At 60.4% G+C, this 15490-nt stretch carries 12 protein-coding genes and 2 pseudogenes; 7 read left to right on the plus strand and 7 right to left on the minus strand.

The features are described from left to right. Positions 1-45: 45 nt before the first annotated feature. The gene (gene pssA, locus QK293_RS15285; protein ID WP_282378315.1) at positions 46-1389 is read left to right on the plus strand and encodes a CDP-diacylglycerol--serine O-phosphatidyltransferase; all 1344 of its coding nucleotides are present in this window, start codon (positions 46-48) and stop codon (positions 1387-1389) included. A gap of 93 nt (positions 1390-1482) precedes the next feature. Here pssA and QK293_RS15290 read toward each other — a convergent pair. From QK293_RS15290 to QK293_RS15315, 6 genes and pseudogenes are all read right to left on the minus strand, one after another. After that, positions 1483-2063: pseudogene (locus QK293_RS15290) on the minus strand (EfeM/EfeO family lipoprotein); the annotation flags it as partial. Continuing rightward, positions 2058-2826, minus strand: a pseudogene (gene efeU / locus QK293_RS15295) (iron uptake transporter permease EfeU); the annotation flags it as partial. The pseudogenes QK293_RS15290 and efeU, both read right to left, overlap by 6 nt. A gap of 117 nt (positions 2827-2943) precedes the next feature. Further along, a complete protein-coding gene (locus QK293_RS15300) occupies positions 2944-3951 on the minus strand; it encodes a DUF3829 domain-containing protein (protein WP_282378317.1) in 1008 nt (335 codons plus the stop codon). Further along, the gene (locus QK293_RS15305) at positions 3948-5483 is read right to left on the minus strand and encodes a hypothetical protein (RefSeq protein WP_282378319.1); all 1536 of its coding nucleotides are present in this window, start codon (positions 5481-5483) and stop codon (positions 3948-3950) included. The genes QK293_RS15300 and QK293_RS15305 overlap by 4 nt, the downstream gene beginning before the upstream one ends. Before the next feature lie 15 nt (positions 5484-5498). Next, a complete protein-coding gene (locus QK293_RS15310) occupies positions 5499-5627 on the minus strand; it encodes a J domain-containing protein (RefSeq protein ID WP_282378321.1) in 129 nt (42 codons plus the stop codon). Then, positions 5624-7327: a molecular chaperone HscC gene (locus QK293_RS15315; RefSeq protein WP_282378323.1), complete on the minus strand. Its 1704-nt coding sequence runs from the start codon at positions 7325-7327 to the stop codon at positions 5624-5626. Before QK293_RS15315 ends, QK293_RS15310 begins: the two co-directional genes overlap by 4 nt. Positions 7328-7481: 154 nt before the next feature. Here QK293_RS15315 and QK293_RS15320 point away from each other — a divergent pair, with 154 nt between their 5' ends. The 6 genes from QK293_RS15320 (at position 7482) to QK293_RS15345 (ending at position 14237) form a co-directional block, all read left to right on the plus strand. Next, the gene (locus QK293_RS15320; protein ID WP_282378325.1) at positions 7482-8498 is read left to right on the plus strand and encodes an AraC family transcriptional regulator; all 1017 of its coding nucleotides are present in this window, start codon (positions 7482-7484) and stop codon (positions 8496-8498) included. A 151-nt stretch (positions 8499-8649) separates the two neighbouring features. Beyond that, entirely contained in the window at positions 8650-10314 is a 1665-nt protein-coding gene (locus QK293_RS15325) for an AMP-binding protein (RefSeq protein WP_282378328.1), read from the plus strand. A gap of 16 nt (positions 10315-10330) precedes the next feature. Next, the gene (locus tag QK293_RS15330; protein ID WP_282378330.1) at positions 10331-11092 is read left to right on the plus strand and encodes an SDR family NAD(P)-dependent oxidoreductase; all 762 of its coding nucleotides are present in this window, start codon (positions 10331-10333) and stop codon (positions 11090-11092) included. Between the two features lie 12 nt (positions 11093-11104). Continuing rightward, entirely contained in the window at positions 11105-12298 is a 1194-nt protein-coding gene (locus QK293_RS15335; RefSeq protein ID WP_282378332.1) for an acetyl-CoA C-acyltransferase, read from the plus strand. Between the two features lie 9 nt (positions 12299-12307). Continuing rightward, a complete protein-coding gene (locus tag QK293_RS15340) occupies positions 12308-13435 on the plus strand; it encodes an acyl-CoA dehydrogenase (protein ID WP_282378334.1) in 1128 nt (375 codons plus the stop codon). Between the two features lie 28 nt (positions 13436-13463). Then, positions 13464-14237 (plus strand): enoyl-CoA hydratase, encoded by a 774-nt coding sequence (locus tag QK293_RS15345; protein ID WP_282378487.1) that lies wholly within the window; start codon positions 13464-13466, stop codon positions 14235-14237. A 99-nt stretch (positions 14238-14336) separates the two neighbouring features. Here the strand turns inward: QK293_RS15345 and QK293_RS15350 are convergent, their stop codons facing one another. Next, a complete protein-coding gene (locus QK293_RS15350) occupies positions 14337-15488 on the minus strand; it encodes an acyl-CoA dehydrogenase family protein (RefSeq protein WP_282378336.1) in 1152 nt (383 codons plus the stop codon). Positions 15489-15490 lie beyond the last annotated feature (2 nt).

Raw genomic sequence — 15490 nt, forward strand, 5'->3', positions numbered from 1 at the left:
GGTGTAAGCTCTCGGGTTCTTCGGATTCGACCCATTGCGAGCCCTATGCCGTCGCTTTTCAAACGCTCTCTGCTGCCCAAACTGCGCAGTTTTCCGCTGACCGCCGATGCCGTCACTCTCCTTTCCGGCGCTGCCGAGTTCCGCCGTTGCCTGCTGGAAAAGATCACCAGCGCCACCCAGCGCATCTATATCGTCGCGCTCTATCTGCAACAGGACGAAGCCGGCCAGGAAATTCTCGATGCCTTGCACGCGGCCAAACTGGCGCGTCCTGAACTGGACGTGGTGGTGGTCGTTGACTGGCTGCGCGCCCAGCGCGGGTTGATCGGTGCCGGCAAGCAGCCGGGCAACTCGGCCTGGTATCAGGAAACCACCCGGACTCATGCCAGTGAAGTCCCGGTGTATGGCGTTCCCGTGCAGACCCGAGAGTTGTTTGGCGTGCTGCATTTGAAAGGCTTTGTGATCGATGACTGTGTGATCTACAGCGGCGCGAGCCTGAACAACGTTTATCTGCACAAGTTCGACAAGTACCGCTACGACCGTTATCACCTGCTGCACAACCACGCCCTGGCCGATTCGATGCAGCACCTGATACAGCACGGCCTGATCGCCTCTAAAGCGGTGCATCGTCTCGATTTGCCGAACCTGCCGACCACCCGCAGTCTGCGCAACGACATTGGCGACTTGCGCAGCCGCCTCAAGCACGCGGCGTACGACACCACGACGGGTACAACGGACAAGGGCGGTTTGTCGGTCAGCCCATTGCTCGGTGTCGGCAAGAACAATCCGCTCAGTCGAGTGATTTGCGAGTTGATCGCCAGCGCTCAACATCAACTGACCATCTGCACCCCGTACTTCAACCTGCCGCTGGCCGTGACCCGGGAAATCAACCGGGCACTGGCGCGGGGCGTGAAGATCGACATCGTCGTCGGCGACAAGACGGCCAACGATTTCTACATCCCGCCGAGCGAGCCGTTCAAGGTGATTTCGGCGCTGCCGTACCTTTACGAGATCAGCCTTCGGCGTTTCGCCAAGCGGCATCATCGCAGCGTCGACAGCGGCCAGTTAAACCTGCATTTGTGGCGTGACGGCGACAACACCTATCACCTCAAGGGCATGTGGATCGATCAGCGCTACACCTTGCTGACCGGTAACAACCTCAACCCGCGGGCGTTTCGTCTCGATCTGGAAAACGCCTTGCTGATCGATGATCCGAAAGGCGAGCTGCTGGAGCCGCGTCGTAAAGAGCTGGCGGAGATTTTCGAGAACACCCGTCGCATCGAGCGTTACCAGGACCTGGACACGCTGCTGGAATACCCGGCGGCCGTGGCCAAGTTCCTCAAACGCGTGAGTCGGGTGCGGATTGAGCGGTTGCTCTATCGCATTCTGTGAGGCTTAAAAGCAAAAGATCGTCCGAACGTGTCGAAGACCACAGTCTTTGGTTGTGTACTTGGCCAGCGTCTTGTTCACCGTAGCGAAGTTCTTGTCGACTTTGGCAATGAAGGCCGCGTCCTGTTTTTCGAGTTGCGGACGGAACAGGTCGACGACTTTGCGGGCGGCAAAGAGATTGGCGGCAAAACCGTTCAGGTCGGTGTGGCTGTAGCGTTCTTATTCACCGCTGCTGGCGCGCACATCGGCGAGGCTGTTGAGATTGCGCACCACAATGCTCACCAGTTGTTCAGGCGGCAGTGACTGGGCCAGCAGTTGCTGTTTGAGCGTGGTGACATCGGCGATCAGACGTTGGGCGACTGGCGTCAGTGCGTCGAGGTTGCGTTGCTGGAACAGTGCGTATTCGATCCGGTGGAAGCCGACGAAGGCCGGATCTTGCTCGCGTTTGTCGAAGTAATGGCGCGGGCGTTGATCGTGTTGTCCAGCTCGGCCAGACGCTGGGCGGCCGGGGCGATCCGTTGATACGCGGCGAGGGCCGGCACATACAAGGCTTGCGCCTGGTTGAGGTCGCCGGCTTCGATGGCGTGTTCAAGGACGGTGACGGCTTTGATCAGTGCGCTGCTCTGAGTGCTCAGGTAAACGCGGAATTCCGACAGTGGGCCGGCAAAGGCCACCACCAGATAAATCAGGTACGCCCCGAGGGTGCTGACGGTCGGCGCGTCCTGGTACCCGAACATCCCGGCCAACACCGAGCCCAGCGGGCCATCCATCGGCAGCGTCGCGCTGAAGTCGAAGAGCACGGTTTTGCAGGTGATTCCACACGCCGGCTTCATGCAGCGCTTGCACCGAGTTGGCGAGGATCCCGGCAGCGACCACCAGAATGAACAACCCGGAACAGCGCTAGAACGCACCCAGGTTCAGGCGCATGCTGCCGGTGTAGATCAGGAAGCCGACGATGATCGCCAGGATCAGGCCGAGGAGGGCGCCGATCGGTGCTGCCGGGCCTTCGCTCTGCTGGAACACGGCGAGCAGGAAGAACACCGTTCCCAGACCTTCTCGGGCCACGGCGAAAAACACCATGGCGATCAGCGCCGTGACCTGGTGTTTGGAACCGGTCAGCGCGTGATCGAGAGAAACGTGCAGCGACTGTTTGATCGAACGCGCGACTTTGCGCATTCAGAACACCATGGAGCTGAGAATGCCCACGCCGACCGCCCCTTCAAACAGGTCCTGTTGCTTCTGCGGGAACTCGGCACTGACCAGTTCCAGGCCACCACCGACCAACAGGGCCAGGGCCAGGGCAGCGGCGAGGAACACGCCGATCCACACCGCCGGCCTCCACTGGCCTCGGCCGGTCTACTTGAGGTAGCTGGCGATGATGCCAACAATCAGCGCGGCTTCAATGCCTTCGCGCAACATGATCAGAAAAGGAACAAGCATTCAGCACCGTGGCGTCATTAGATAGGGTGCTAATTTGCAACATAATGACACTAATTCCCAAATGGCATTCATTGGCATTTACCTGAGCCTAACCTGAACGCATTGTTCAATGCGTCGTCAAAACAGCGGATTCACCCGATCGTTGTACACCTCGATCAACTGATCATAGCGGCGGCCGATCCGCTCGAAGTCATCACTCAGCTGTTGTGGCGAGGCGTTGGCCGCCCAGTCGTCGCGCAGCCTGTTAACGGCATCCAGATAGTTCTTGCCGGGTGAACGCACATAGTTCCAGATGTTTTCCGGGTAATCGGCGTTGCTGGTTGCCGGGTTGGCTTGCAGATAACGGCTGCCGTCGTCCCAGGCCTGTTGCAGCATGAGTGTCGCGTCGCTCAGATCACTGGCGGTGAAGGTACGCTCACGCACACGGCTGTCGAGCTTGCGCATGAGGGTTCGTGCTTCCAGCATGTAGGTGAGGATGTGCGCGTACTTGAGTTGATCCCGGGTCTTGAGTTGCTCGAGCTGAATCTGCCGCAAACCCAGGTCCTCGGCATCAAGCTCGCGACGCAGTTGGTCAGAAGCATTGAGGTAGTCATTGACTAACGGGATAAACAGGCCGTCGCGCTCGGCCTTGTCCGCAGGGCTGGGCGAATAGGTCGGCCTGGGACTGAAAAAATCGAAGCGCCCGGCTGCTTCGTTGGCGGCCCGCAGAGACGTTTCGAAGCGATTTTGCATCGCTAGCAACTCAGGTACCGTTTTCTGAAGGCTGTTTTTTTGCAACGCGTTCAACTGACAGGAATAAGCATCGTGGACGCTCGGGTAATTGAGCCGTTCGCGGATGCCCATCCTCTGGTCGAAGTCCTCGGGAAAGCGCTCTTTCAGGGTCGGGTCGACTTTGCGGTCCCGGTTCAAGTAGTTGGCGTAGGCGTGACGCCAGCGGCTGTCGACTGAATTGAGGCAGGCAATCAGCGGGCGAAGGGCGATGGACTTTTCTCGCTCGGCGAGGTCGGGTTCATGGATCCAGCGCTGAATCGGGGTCAGGAGGGTGCTTTGATGCTCTCTCAACATACCGAGAAAGGTGACTGTCAGCACGGCGGTAATTGCGATTGCCTTAACGCGTTTGTTCATCGATGACCCTCCTGCGCGCGTGATTGCCCATACCATTGCTCCTGCGTGGGGGCGATCCGGCATTCCTGACGGCTGTCGAGGGGCCCACTGCAACTGCGTTTTGAAAAAGGTTGTAATCCTTGGTCCGGGCCCATCAACTGACTGCTGGCAATGGTGTAAAACAGGAGCGTCAGACCAATGACCCCAATCATCAGAGCAATCGACGGTGCGCGTCCCAAAGCGGGCAGCCGAACCTTGGGAGGCTTGATGTGCAGCGTTTCCGGCCAGGCGATACGACTCAATCCTCCTAGCGCTAGCAGCACCACGGTGTAGCTGGCAAATGCCGCCGCGCCACAACAGGCCCATGTCAGCGCCCCCATCAACCAGCAGGGCAGCAACTCGCGCAGCACTAGCGGCGCAGGGCGTCTGAGGCTGAGTCGAGGCGAAACAGCGCGACTCAAACGCACGTCCAATGACCAGAACCGGTCCGCCATCGGGCACCAGACCCACAACAATGCCGCGCTCGGCGTAGCCAACACGCACAGCCAGAACAGCATCGCGGCAAAGCTTGCGCCGATACCCGATTTATCACTGAGGTATTCACCGGCTGCCCAGGTAAGTGATGCCCCCAGCAACCCGGCAAACATGGGCCAGGCCTGGCGGGGCTGCACAAGGGGCTTCCAGAAAAATGGATCGCCGTTTGGCATTTGGCGGCATCGGGCCGGGCCCAGGCGCTGGAGCTTCTCGCTGAGGGTGCGGCAGGCATTCCAGTCCGCTTCAAAAAACCTCCGGGCGAAGGCGCTTCGCTCGGTGTCGGTCATTGGCGTCAGTAACAAGCGTGCTGCGCGGCTCTGGGGCTCACGATCATTCAGGTCGGCCAGACGTTCCAGGGTTTCAACAAAAACCTGGTCATCTCGGCGCTGCAACAGTGCCGTCCAATAAGGTGGCGGGCAACGCCCTTCGATTTCGGCTTCGTTCGCGGCGACGTACCAGTGCTGATGTGAACACAGCGTTTCGAACACGTGGACCGACCAGAAGCTCGAATCCACCAGTAAACGGGCCAGGGTTTCATTAAACCAGTCGTGGCGTTCGAACGGCTGCAACCAGTCGGCCTGTTTGAGCGCCACAAAGCGCTCGATGAACGCGTCGACCTGGCCCGCGTCAAGCAACTCGCGCAAGTCCTTTTCCACATGCTTACAGTAAGCGCGAAGCAGCAACTCCAGCGTTTGCGAGGATAAATCCAGGCGTTGCCAGGCACTGAGCCAGTTGAACTGCACCAGCCCCCAGGCGGCCAGCAACATCCCGTCGTCGCGCGGTGACAGGCACATCATCAACAACTGATCTTCGAACTCTCGGGCGCAACGAGACACCCGTGCCTGCGCCAGACGTTCATCGAGCCGCTCTACTGTAACGTCTTCCAGTAACTGCTCGGCCTGTTGCGCTCCGGCGCGCTGCTCAAGCCGTACATGTTCCAGCTCGAAACTGAGCCCCGCTTCGAGAGACGGAGCAAGAGTCTGTCGTTCAACCTTGGGTTCGCGGCGGCTCCACTCCATCGCCTGCTCGTAGGCTTAGCGCAGACGCTGAAAACCGGTCGGGTCTTCATCCGGGCGGTGTACCTTGAGAAGCGTTGCGTATTGGCGTTTGATGCTGCGTGAGTCAGCATCGGCTTCCAGCCCCAGAATGGCCCAGCAATTCACCGCCACAGCCCCTGTTCCAGTTCATCGAGCTGTTGCGTCAGTTGCAAGCGCAGTTCGCGTATCGCTCGTTCGTCCTGGGTGTTGAGCATCTGCTGGAAACGGTTGGCCATGTGATCGAGCCGTTGGCGCAAATCGCCGAGACTTTCCTGATACAGCCGTTCAAGGCGCGCAGTCAGCAGGCTGTTGACCTGTTGCTCGCGCGGATGAACCTTGAGGTTGGCCAGCGCAGCCAGGCGTTGCTGAATCTCTTTAGGGGCGAGTACGCCGGGATTGTTTTCGATCACTAGCGTCCGGCGCTCGCCGGTGCGCTGTATCAGCGCCTCCGCTTCGAGCAGGCCGTTGTTGTCGTAAGTGAAGCGGACGTCGATGCTGATCTCACCAGCCCGCGCCACTGGCACTTCAATTTCCATTTCACCCAGGTAAATGTTTTCTTTTACCCAACGACTTTCACCCTGATAGATCTTCAGCTGCACAATGCGCTGACTATCGCGCAGGGTGGAGACCGTTTTGACCCGGCTCACCGGCACTACACAGTTACGCTCGATGATCGGAAGATAATGACCCGCTTCCGCCCCTTCGCCGACGTTGATTGCGATTTCGATGCCAAGGGTGTAAGGGCAAACGTCGGTCAACACCACCTCTTCGAGGGCTGCATCCCGTGCCTTCAGGGCCGCCTGCACCGCTGCGCCCAGCGCAATCGATTCGTCCGGGTTAAGCGCAATCGAAGGGAACCGACCGAACAACCCTGCCACCATCCGCCGGATCATCGGCATGCGGGTCGTGCCGCCCACCAGCAGGACTTCGTCCAGCGCCGATGGCCGAATGCGCGCGTCGCGTAGCGCGGTTTCGATCGGGGTGCGCAGACGCAGGAGCAGCGGCGCGCAGAGTTCGGCCAACTGTGTCTGGGTGAACGTCTGCTCCCATTGGCCGGAGCCATGGCGCAGGACGAAGGTCGCGCTGTCGGCCTGGCCAAGGGCGTGTCGCACGCGCTCGGCTTCGCGGCGCAGGCGATGGGCGATATTCGGTTCCGTCAGTGAGGGCATGTCGCTACGGTTGGCGTGTGCGGCGACAAAGGCCTGAACCAGCACGGTGTCGAAATCTTCGCCACCGAGAAAGTTGTCGCCAGCGCTGGCGCGTACTTCCATGACGCCGTCGAACAGTTCGAGGATCGACACATCGAAGGTGCCGCCACCGAGATCGAACACCAGAAACGAACTGGCGCTGTCGCGTTGATGCAGTCCATAAGCGAGGGCCGCGGCAGTCGGTTCGTTGATCAGTCGCTCGACCTTGAGGCCGGCCAATTCGCCAGCGATTTTCGTGGCTTTGCGTTGAGCGTCGTTGAAATAGGCGGGTACGCTGATCACCGCTTCAGTGACATTTTCTCCGTAGAGGCGTTCGACGTCTTCCTTCAGGCTGCGCAACACCAGTGCCGACAGCTCTTCCGGTCGGAACGATCGGGGGCCGAGGCGAAGTTCATGAGCGCTGCCCATGTGTCGTTTGAACAATGCCACCGTCAACTGTGGATGAGTCTGCAAACGTTCCTTTGCAGCCTGACCGACCAGCACTCGACCCTCCTCGTCAAGGCCCACCACGCTTGGGGTCAGCAGACTTTCCAGGGCGTTGGGAACCAGCTCGGGCGCGCCGTTGCGCCAAACGGCAACCAGGCTATTGGTGGTGCCCAAATCAATGCCGACGATCATAACGTTTGCAACTCCATGTCTATTCGGGAATTCCAGGCAACAGCCTATCGGCCACAGGGTCAGTTAATTGAGCCGGCTTTTGCGCAAGACTGGCTTTTTACTCCGTGCTGCCTAAGATGGCCGACAGATTAATCAGTGCACCCGAGTGACGTTTATGTCGGAAAAAGACACCATCTCCATTCAACTGGTGCGTGAAGCGCTATTGCAAAGTTGCGCCCCGGGCGTCACCACCGAAGAGGTGTTGAACAAGGTCGGCATCGATCCGGCGCTGCTGAAAACCCCCGCCGCCCGTGTGCCGGCCACGGCTTATGCAAGGTTGTGGCGTTTATTGGCCCGGCGCCGGGACGATGAGTTTTTTGGCATGGACCCGCGCAAACTCAAATCCGGCAGTCTGGCGTTTCTCTGTCGCTGCGCCATGGTCCAGCCGAGCCTGGCCGCCGGTCTGACCTCGGGTTTGAGCTTTTTGTCGTTGATGCTCGAGTACATGCCCGCGCAGTTGGTTCGCCAGCAAAGTCTGGCGGAAATCGTCCTGCTCGAGGACGACCAGGACCCGCGCCGCGCCTTCACGTATTTCACGTACTGGATGATCGTCCACGGCGTCGCCTGTTGGCTGGCGGGGCGTCGGATTCCAATCCTGGCCATCGAGTTGCGCTGCCCAGTGCCTGATTTCTGCGATGACTATCAGGTGATGTTCTCCGAGAACCTGCGTTTCGACCGGCCGCGCACGCGGATGATTTTCTCCGCCGAGTGCCTGGACTTGCCGATTAAGCGCAGCCCGGAAGAACTCAAGCGTTTCCTGGCCCATGCACCGGCCAATATTCTGGTCAAGTATCGGGCCCCGGAGAGCCTGGCCAGCCGGATCAAGCACGATTTGCGGCAACTGCCCGCCGAACACTGGCCGGAAACCGAAGCCCTGGCGCAGCAGCTGTGCATGTCGGCTTCGACGTTGCGTCGGCGCCTGGCTGAAGAAGGCCAGACTTACCAAGGCCTCAAGGACAGCGTGCGCAAGGAGTTGGCAATTGTCTGGCTGGCCGAGCCTGCGATTAGCTTTGCCGAGATCGCCACGCGTTTAGGGTTTGCCGACACCAGCTCGTTCTACAAGGCGTTTCGCAAGTGGTCGGGGTCTAATCCGGGGCATTACCGGAGCCTGATCTTCAACGAAGCCAGCTAGGCACCGATCATTGGCGCACCTCTCGAATCTTGGCCAAACCAGTCACGCAACTTGATAGCTTTGACCATTGTCCCGCGCCCCGCGCAGAGCGAGTATTTCCCTGTTAATTACGGTTCCCGCGACCTAATAAAAATACAAAGGGATTCTGGCAATGCGCGATTATTTGTCTGCGACATCACAGTTCAATTATCAGCACACCGTCGACGCCGCGCTCACCGGCGATTTGAGTGCCCTCAACGCCTGCGTCGAGTGTTGCGACCGGCATGCCTTGCCGGGGCGCATCGCGCTGTTCTGGGAAGGCCGCGACGGCGACAGCGCGACGTACACCTTCAGCGACTTGCAGGACAAAGCCGCGCGTTTCGCCAATTTCCTGCTGGCCCAGGGCGTGAAAAAAGGCGACAAGGTGGCCGGTCTCCTGCCACGCAACATCGAATTACTGATCACCGTATTCGCCACCTGGCGCATCGGTGCGGTCTATCAACCGCTTTTTACGGCCTTCGGCCCAAAAGCCATCGAGCACCGCCTCAGCTGCTCGGGCGCCAAAGTGGTGGTCACCGACGCGGGCAATCGCTCCAAACTCACTGAAGTCGCGGACTGCCCGACCATCGTCACCGTCGCCGGTCCAAAAGGCCAAGGCATCGTCCGCGGCGATTACAGCTTTTGGGCCGAACTGGCCAATTATTCTCCCGTGTGCGAACCGGTCCTGCTGACCGGCGAAGACCCGTTCCTGCTGATGTTCACGTCGGGCACCACCGGCCCGTCGAAAGCGCTGTCCGTTCCGCTCAAGGCTATCGTCGCCTTCCAGAGCTACACCCGTGACGCCGTGGACTTGCGCCCTGAAGACGCCTTCTGGAACGTCGCCGATCCAGGTTGGGCCTATGGCATCTATTTCGGTGTCACCGGTCCGATGGCCATGGGGCATCCGATCACCTTTTACGATGGCCCGTTCACCCTCGAAAGCACCTGCCGGGTGATCAACAAATACGGGATCACCAACCTCACCGGCTCGCCGACAGCCTATCGTCTGTTGATCGCCGGAGGCGACGAATTCGCCCGCTCGATCAAGGGCAAGCTGCGCATTGTCAGCAGCGCCGGCGAGCCGTTGAATCCGGAAGTGATCCGCTGGTTCGCTGACAACCTCGGCGTGGTCATTCACGATCATTACGGCCAGACCGAACTGGGTATGGTCCTGTGCAATCACCATGGCCTGGAGCATCCGATCCACATGGGCGCCGCAGGTTTCACTTCGCCAGGCCACCGCATTGTGGTGCTGGACGACGAGTACAAAGAGCTCAGCGTCGGCCAGCCGGGCATTCTGGCCATTGATCGCACCCAGTCGCCGATGTGCTGGTTCGTCGGTTACGAAGGCGCACCGACCAAGGCCTTCGTCGGCAACTATTACCTGAGCGGCGACACCGTCGAATGGAACCCGGACGGCAGCATCAGCTTCGTCGGACGCAGCGACGACGTGATCACCACCTCCGGTTATCGCGTCGGTCCGTTCGACGTGGAAAGCGCATTGATTGAACACCCCGCCGTGGTCGAAGCGGCCGTAGTCGGCAAACCCGATCCGGAGCGCACCGAGCTGGTGAAAGCCTTTGTTGTGCTCAGCCCGCAATACCGCGCTGCGCCGGAACTGGCCGAAGAACTGCGCCAACACGTGCGCAAACGGCTGGCTGCGCACTCGTACCCCCGTGAAATTGAATTTGTCAGCGAGTTGCCGAAAACCCCTAGCGGCAAATTGCAGCGCTTTATCTTGCGCAACCAGGAAATCGCCAAGGCTCAAGAGGCCGCCGCGAAGAACCTTTCAGCTTGAATCCAAGGAAACAATGATGCAGATCGAAAACAAGGTTTTTCTCGTCACCGGCGGTGCGTCCGGCCTCGGTGCGGCCACGGCTGAAATGCTGGTCGCGGCGGGCGCCAAAGTGATGCTGGTGGACATGAACGCCGAGGCCGTTGCGGCCCAGGCTGAACGACTCGGCGCGCAAAGCGTGGTGGCGGATATCAGCAACGAAGCCGCGGCCGAAGCCGCTGTGCAGGCGACGGTCAAGGCCTTCGGTGGCCTGAATGGTCTGGTCAACTGCGCCGGCATCGTGCGGGGTGAGAAGATCCTCGGCAAAAACGGCCCGCACGCGCTGGCCAATTTCAGCCAGGTGATCAACGTCAACCTGATCGGCAGTTTCAACATGCTGCGCCTTGCCGCCGCGGCAATCGCTGAAACCGAAGCGGATGCCGACGGCGAGCGCGGCGTAATCATCAACACCGCCTCGGCCGCCGCGTACGACGGCCAGATCGGCCAGGCCGCGTATGCCGCGTCCAAAGGCGCGATCGTCAGCCTGACCTTGCCCGCCGCCCGTGAACTGGCGCGCTTCGGCATTCGAGTGATGACCATCGCCCCGGGCATTTTCGAAACACCGATGATGGCCGGCATGACCCCGGAAGTCCGCGCGTCCCTGGCGGCTGGCGTGCCGTTTCCGCCGCGTCTGGGTAAACCAAGCGAGTATGCCGGGCTGGTCAGGCATATCATTGAAAACAGCATGCTCAATGGCGAGGTGATCCGTCTCGACGGCGCCTTGCGCATGGCCGCCAAGTAAGGAGAATTTGTCATGACTCTGTCCAACGATCCGATTGTTATCGTCAGCGCCGTCCGCACCCCAATGGGTGGTTTCCAGGGCGAATTGAAAAGCCTGACCGCACCCCAACTCGGTGCCGCCGCGATCCGCGCCGCCGTCGAACGCGCCGGCGTGGCGCCAGACTCGGTTGAAGAAGTGCTGTTCGGTTGCGTCCTGTCCGCCGGCCTTGGCCAGGCCCCGGCACGCCAGGCTGCACTGGGCGCCGGGCTGGATAAATCGACCCGCTGCACCACCCTGAACAAAATGTGCGGTTCGGGCATGGAAGCGGCCATTCTGGCCCACGACATGCTGGTGGCTGGCAGCGCCGAAGTAGTCGTCGCCGGCGGCATGGAAAGCATGTCCAACGCACCCTATCTGCTGGACCGCGCCCGCAGTGGTTACCGCATGGGCCACGGTCGCGTACTCGATCATATGTTCCTCGACGGCCTGGAAGACGCCTACGACAAGGGCCGTCTGATGGGCACCTACGCCGAGGATTGCGCTGAAACCAACGGTTTTACCCGTCAAGCCCAGGATTCCTTTGCCATTGCCTCGACCACCCGCGCGCAGCAGGCGATCAAGGACGGCAGCTTCAAAGACGAGATCGTGCCGCTCACCGTGACCGTCGGTAAAGAGCAAGTGCTGATCAGCAACGACGAACAGCCACCAAAAGCCAAACTGGACAAGATCGCTTCCTTGAAACCGGCGTTCCGCGACGGCGGCACAGTGACGGCGGCGAACTCCAGCTCGATCTCCGATGGCGCCGCCGCACTGGTGTTGATGCGCCGTTCCGAAGCTGAAAAGCGCGGCCTGAAACCGCTGGCAATGATTCACGGCCACGCGGCGTTTGCCGACACCCCGGGCCTGTTCCCGGTGGCACCGGTGGGCGCGATCGAGAAGCTGATGAAGAAAACTGGCTGGTCCCTGGACGAAGTCGATCTGGTCGAAGTCAACGAAGCCTTCGCCGTGGTCAGTCTGGTCACCATGACCAAACTGGAAATCCCCCACGAGAAAATCAACGTTCACGGCGGCGCTTGCGCCCTGGGTCACCCGATCGGTGCGTCTGGCGCGCGGATCCTCGTGACCTTGCTCTCGGCCCTGCGCCAGAAAGGCTTGAAACGCGGCGTTGCAGCGATCTGCATCGGCGGCGGTGAAGCCACGGCCATGGCCGTTGAATGCCTGTATTAAGGAATCACTATGCTCCCGACTGACGAACAACTTCAGATCAGCGACGCGGCCCGGCAATTTGCCCAGGAACGGCTGAAACCGTTCGCCGCCGAGTGGGACCGCGAGCATCGCTTCCCCAAGGAAGCCATCGGCGAGATGGCTGAACTGGGCTTCTTCGGCATGCTGGTGCCGGAGCAGTGGGGCGGTTGCGACACCGGTTACCTGGCCTACGCCATGGCCCTGGAAGAAATTGCGGCCGGCGACGGCGCTTGCTCGACCATCATGAGCGTGCACAACTCGGTGGGTTGCGTACCGATCCTCAAGTACGGCAACGACGACCAGAAAGAACGCTTCCTCAAACCGCTGGCCAGCGGCTCGATGTTGGGGGCCTTTGCCCTGACCGAACCGCAGGCTGGCTCGGACGCCAGCGGCCTGAAAACCCGTGCCCGTCTGGAAGGCGATCATTACGTGTTGAACGGCTGCAAACAGTTCATCACCTCCGGGCAGAACGCCGGGGTGGTGATCGTGTTCGCCGTGACAGATCCGAGTGCCGGCAAGCGGGGCATTACAGCGCTGATCGTGCCGACCGATTCGCCGGGCTACACAGTCGCGCGGGTCGAAGACAAACTCGGCCAGCACGCGTCCGACACCTGTCAGATTCTGTTTGAAGACGTGAAGGTGCCGGTGGCCAACCGCTTGGGCGAGGAGGGCGAAGGTTACCGGATCGCCCTGGCCAACCTCGAAGGCGGCCGTGTCGGCATTGCTTCGCAATCGGTGGGCATGGCCCGCGCAGCGTTCGAAGCGGCCCGCGACTACGCCCGTGAGCGTGAAAGCTTCGGCAAGCCGATCATCGAGCATCAAGCCGTAGCGTTCCGCCTGGCCGATATGGCAACCCAGATCGCCGTCGCCCGGCAGATGGTGCATTACGCGGCGGCGTTAAGAGATAGTGGTAAACCGGCCTTGGTCGAAGCCTCCATGGCCAAGCTGTTCGCCTCGGAAATGGCTGAGAAGGTTTGCTCCGCTGCCTTGCAAACCCTCGGCGGTTACGGTTACTTGAACGATTTCCCGCTGGAGCGGATCTACCGCGACGTGCGGGTCTGCCAGATCTACGAAGGCACCAGTGATATTCAGCGCATGGTTATTTCGCGCAATCTTTGAGAAGGACTGATTTATGAACAAGAGCTCTGTGAGTTACGAAACGATTTTGCTGGAAACCCATGGCCGTGTAGGCCTGATTACCCTGAACCGTCCGCAAGCCTTGAACGCGTTGAACGCACAGATCGTCAGCGAACTGAACCAGGCCCTCGATGGCCTCGAAGCCGATTCGAACATTGGCTGCATCGTGCTGACCGGCTCGAAAAAAGCCTTCGCCGCGGGCGCCGACATCAAGGAAATGGCCGAGCTGACTTACCCGCAGATCTACCTCGACGACCTGTTCAGCGACAGCGATCGCGTGGCCAACCGCCGCAAGCCGATCATCGCGGCGGTCAACGGTTTTGCCTTGGGCGGCGGCTGTGAACTGGCGCTGATGTGCGACTTCATCCTGGCCGGCGACAACGCCAAGTTCGGTCAACCGGAAATCAACCTCGGCGTACTGCCAGGCATGGGCGGCACCCAGCGCCTGACCCGCGCGGTGGGCAAGGCCAAGGCCATGGAAATGTGCCTCAGCGGCCGACTGATCGATGCGGTGGAAGCGGAGCGTTGCGGGATTGTCGCGCGGATTGTCCCGGCGGATGAGTTGCTGGAAGAAGCGTTGAAAGTCGCGGCGCTGATTGCCAAGAAGTCGTTGCCGATTGCAATGATGATCAAGGAAAGCGTCAACCGCGCGTTTGAAGTGAGCCTGTCGGAAGGTGTGCGCTTTGAGCGTCGGGTGTTCCATGCGGCGTTTGCGACGCAGGATCAGAAGGAAGGGATGGCGGCGTTTATTGGTAAGCGTGAAGCCGAGTTCCAGGGTAAGTAATGTAGCGTCCTCACCGACGCCTTCGCGGGCAAGCCTCGCTCCTACAGGGTAATACGTATCCTTGTAGGAGCGAGGCTTGCCCGCGAAGCTTTTTGGGCTTCACACCAAGTAGTGCTTCAGTTCCCGAGCAATCACCATCCGCTGTATCTCGCTAGACCCTTCATAAATCTGTGTAATCCGCGCATCCCGGTAATAACGCTCCACCGGGTAATCTTCCAGATACCCATACCCGCCATGAATCTGCATCGCCGACGAACACACCTTCTCGGCCATTTCCGACGCAAACAGTTTGGCCTGTGAAGCCTCCGACAGACACGGCTTACCGGCACTGCGCAAACGCGCGGCATGCAGGATCAACAGTCGTGCAGCATTCAATCGGGTGTGCATGTCGGCCAGCATGTTGGCGATACTCTGGTGCTCGATGATCGGCTTGTCGAACTGCACCCGATCCCGCGAGTACGCCAGCGCCGCTTCAAATGCCGCGCGAGCAATGCCCAACGCTTGTGCCGCAATGCCGATGCGGCCGCCTTCAAGGTTCGACAGGGCAATCGCCAGTCCCTTGCCGCGCTCACCCAACAGGTTGGCTTCGGGAATCGTGCAGTTGCTCAGGGTTACCGCGCAGGTGTCGGACGCCCGAATACCCATTTTGTGTTCGGTGCGATCAACGATGAAACCTGGGGTGTTGGTCGGGACCAGGAACGCCGAGATGCCGCGCTTGCCCAGATCCGGATCGGTCACCGCGAACACGATGGCCAGCTTCGCCCGTTTGCCGTTACTGACGAATTGCTTGGCGCCGTTGATGACCCACTGGCCGTCGCGCAGTTCAGCGCGGGTGCGCAGGTTGTGGGCTTCGGAACCGGCCTGGGGTTCGGTCAGGCAGAAGCAGCCGATGGCCTGACCGCTGGCCAGATCCGGCAGCCAGGTCTGTTTCTGTTCTTCAGTGCCGTAGTTGAGGACCGGACCGCAGCCCACGGAGTTGTGAATGCTCATCAGCGCGCCAGTGGCGCCATCGCCGGCAGAAATCTCTTCCACCGCCAGGGCGTAGGCGACGTAGTCGACATAGGTGCCGCCCCATTCCTCGGGCACCACCATGCCCAGCAGCCCCAGCTCGCCCATCTTCGCCACCAGACCATCATCGATCCAGCCGGCTTTTTCCCAGGCCTGGGCGTGGGGCGCGATTTCGCCGCGGGCAAAGTCCCGGGCCATGTCGCGGATCATGACTTGCTCTTCGCTCAATTCGATATCGTGCATGG

Source organism: Pseudomonas sp. AL03 (assembly GCF_029960815.1).
GTDB lineage: Bacteria > Pseudomonadota > Gammaproteobacteria > Pseudomonadales > Pseudomonadaceae > Aquipseudomonas.

Coding starts and splice junctions, on each gene's coding strand:
- pssA (WP_282378315.1), top strand. CDS start 46: ATGCCGTCGCTTTTCAAACGCTCTCTGCTGCCCAAACTGCGCAGTTTT.
- QK293_RS15300 (WP_282378317.1), bottom strand. CDS start 3,951: ATGAACAAACGCGTTAAGGCAATCGCAATTACCGCCGTGCTGACAGTC.
- QK293_RS15305 (WP_282378319.1), bottom strand. CDS start 5,483: ATGGAGTGGAGCCGCCGCGAACCCAAGGTTGAACGACAGACTCTTGCT.
- QK293_RS15315 (WP_282378323.1), bottom strand. CDS start 7,327: ATGATCGTCGGCATTGATTTGGGCACCACCAATAGCCTGGTTGCCGTT.
- QK293_RS15320 (WP_282378325.1), top strand. CDS start 7,482: ATGTCGGAAAAAGACACCATCTCCATTCAACTGGTGCGTGAAGCGCTA.
- QK293_RS15325 (WP_282378328.1), top strand. CDS start 8,650: ATGCGCGATTATTTGTCTGCGACATCACAGTTCAATTATCAGCACACC.
- QK293_RS15330 (WP_282378330.1), top strand. CDS start 10,331: ATGCAGATCGAAAACAAGGTTTTTCTCGTCACCGGCGGTGCGTCCGGC.
- QK293_RS15335 (WP_282378332.1), top strand. CDS start 11,105: ATGACTCTGTCCAACGATCCGATTGTTATCGTCAGCGCCGTCCGCACC.
- QK293_RS15340 (WP_282378334.1), top strand. CDS start 12,308: ATGCTCCCGACTGACGAACAACTTCAGATCAGCGACGCGGCCCGGCAA.
- QK293_RS15350 (WP_282378336.1), bottom strand. CDS start 15,488: ATGCACGATATCGAATTGAGCGAAGAGCAAGTCATGATCCGCGACATG.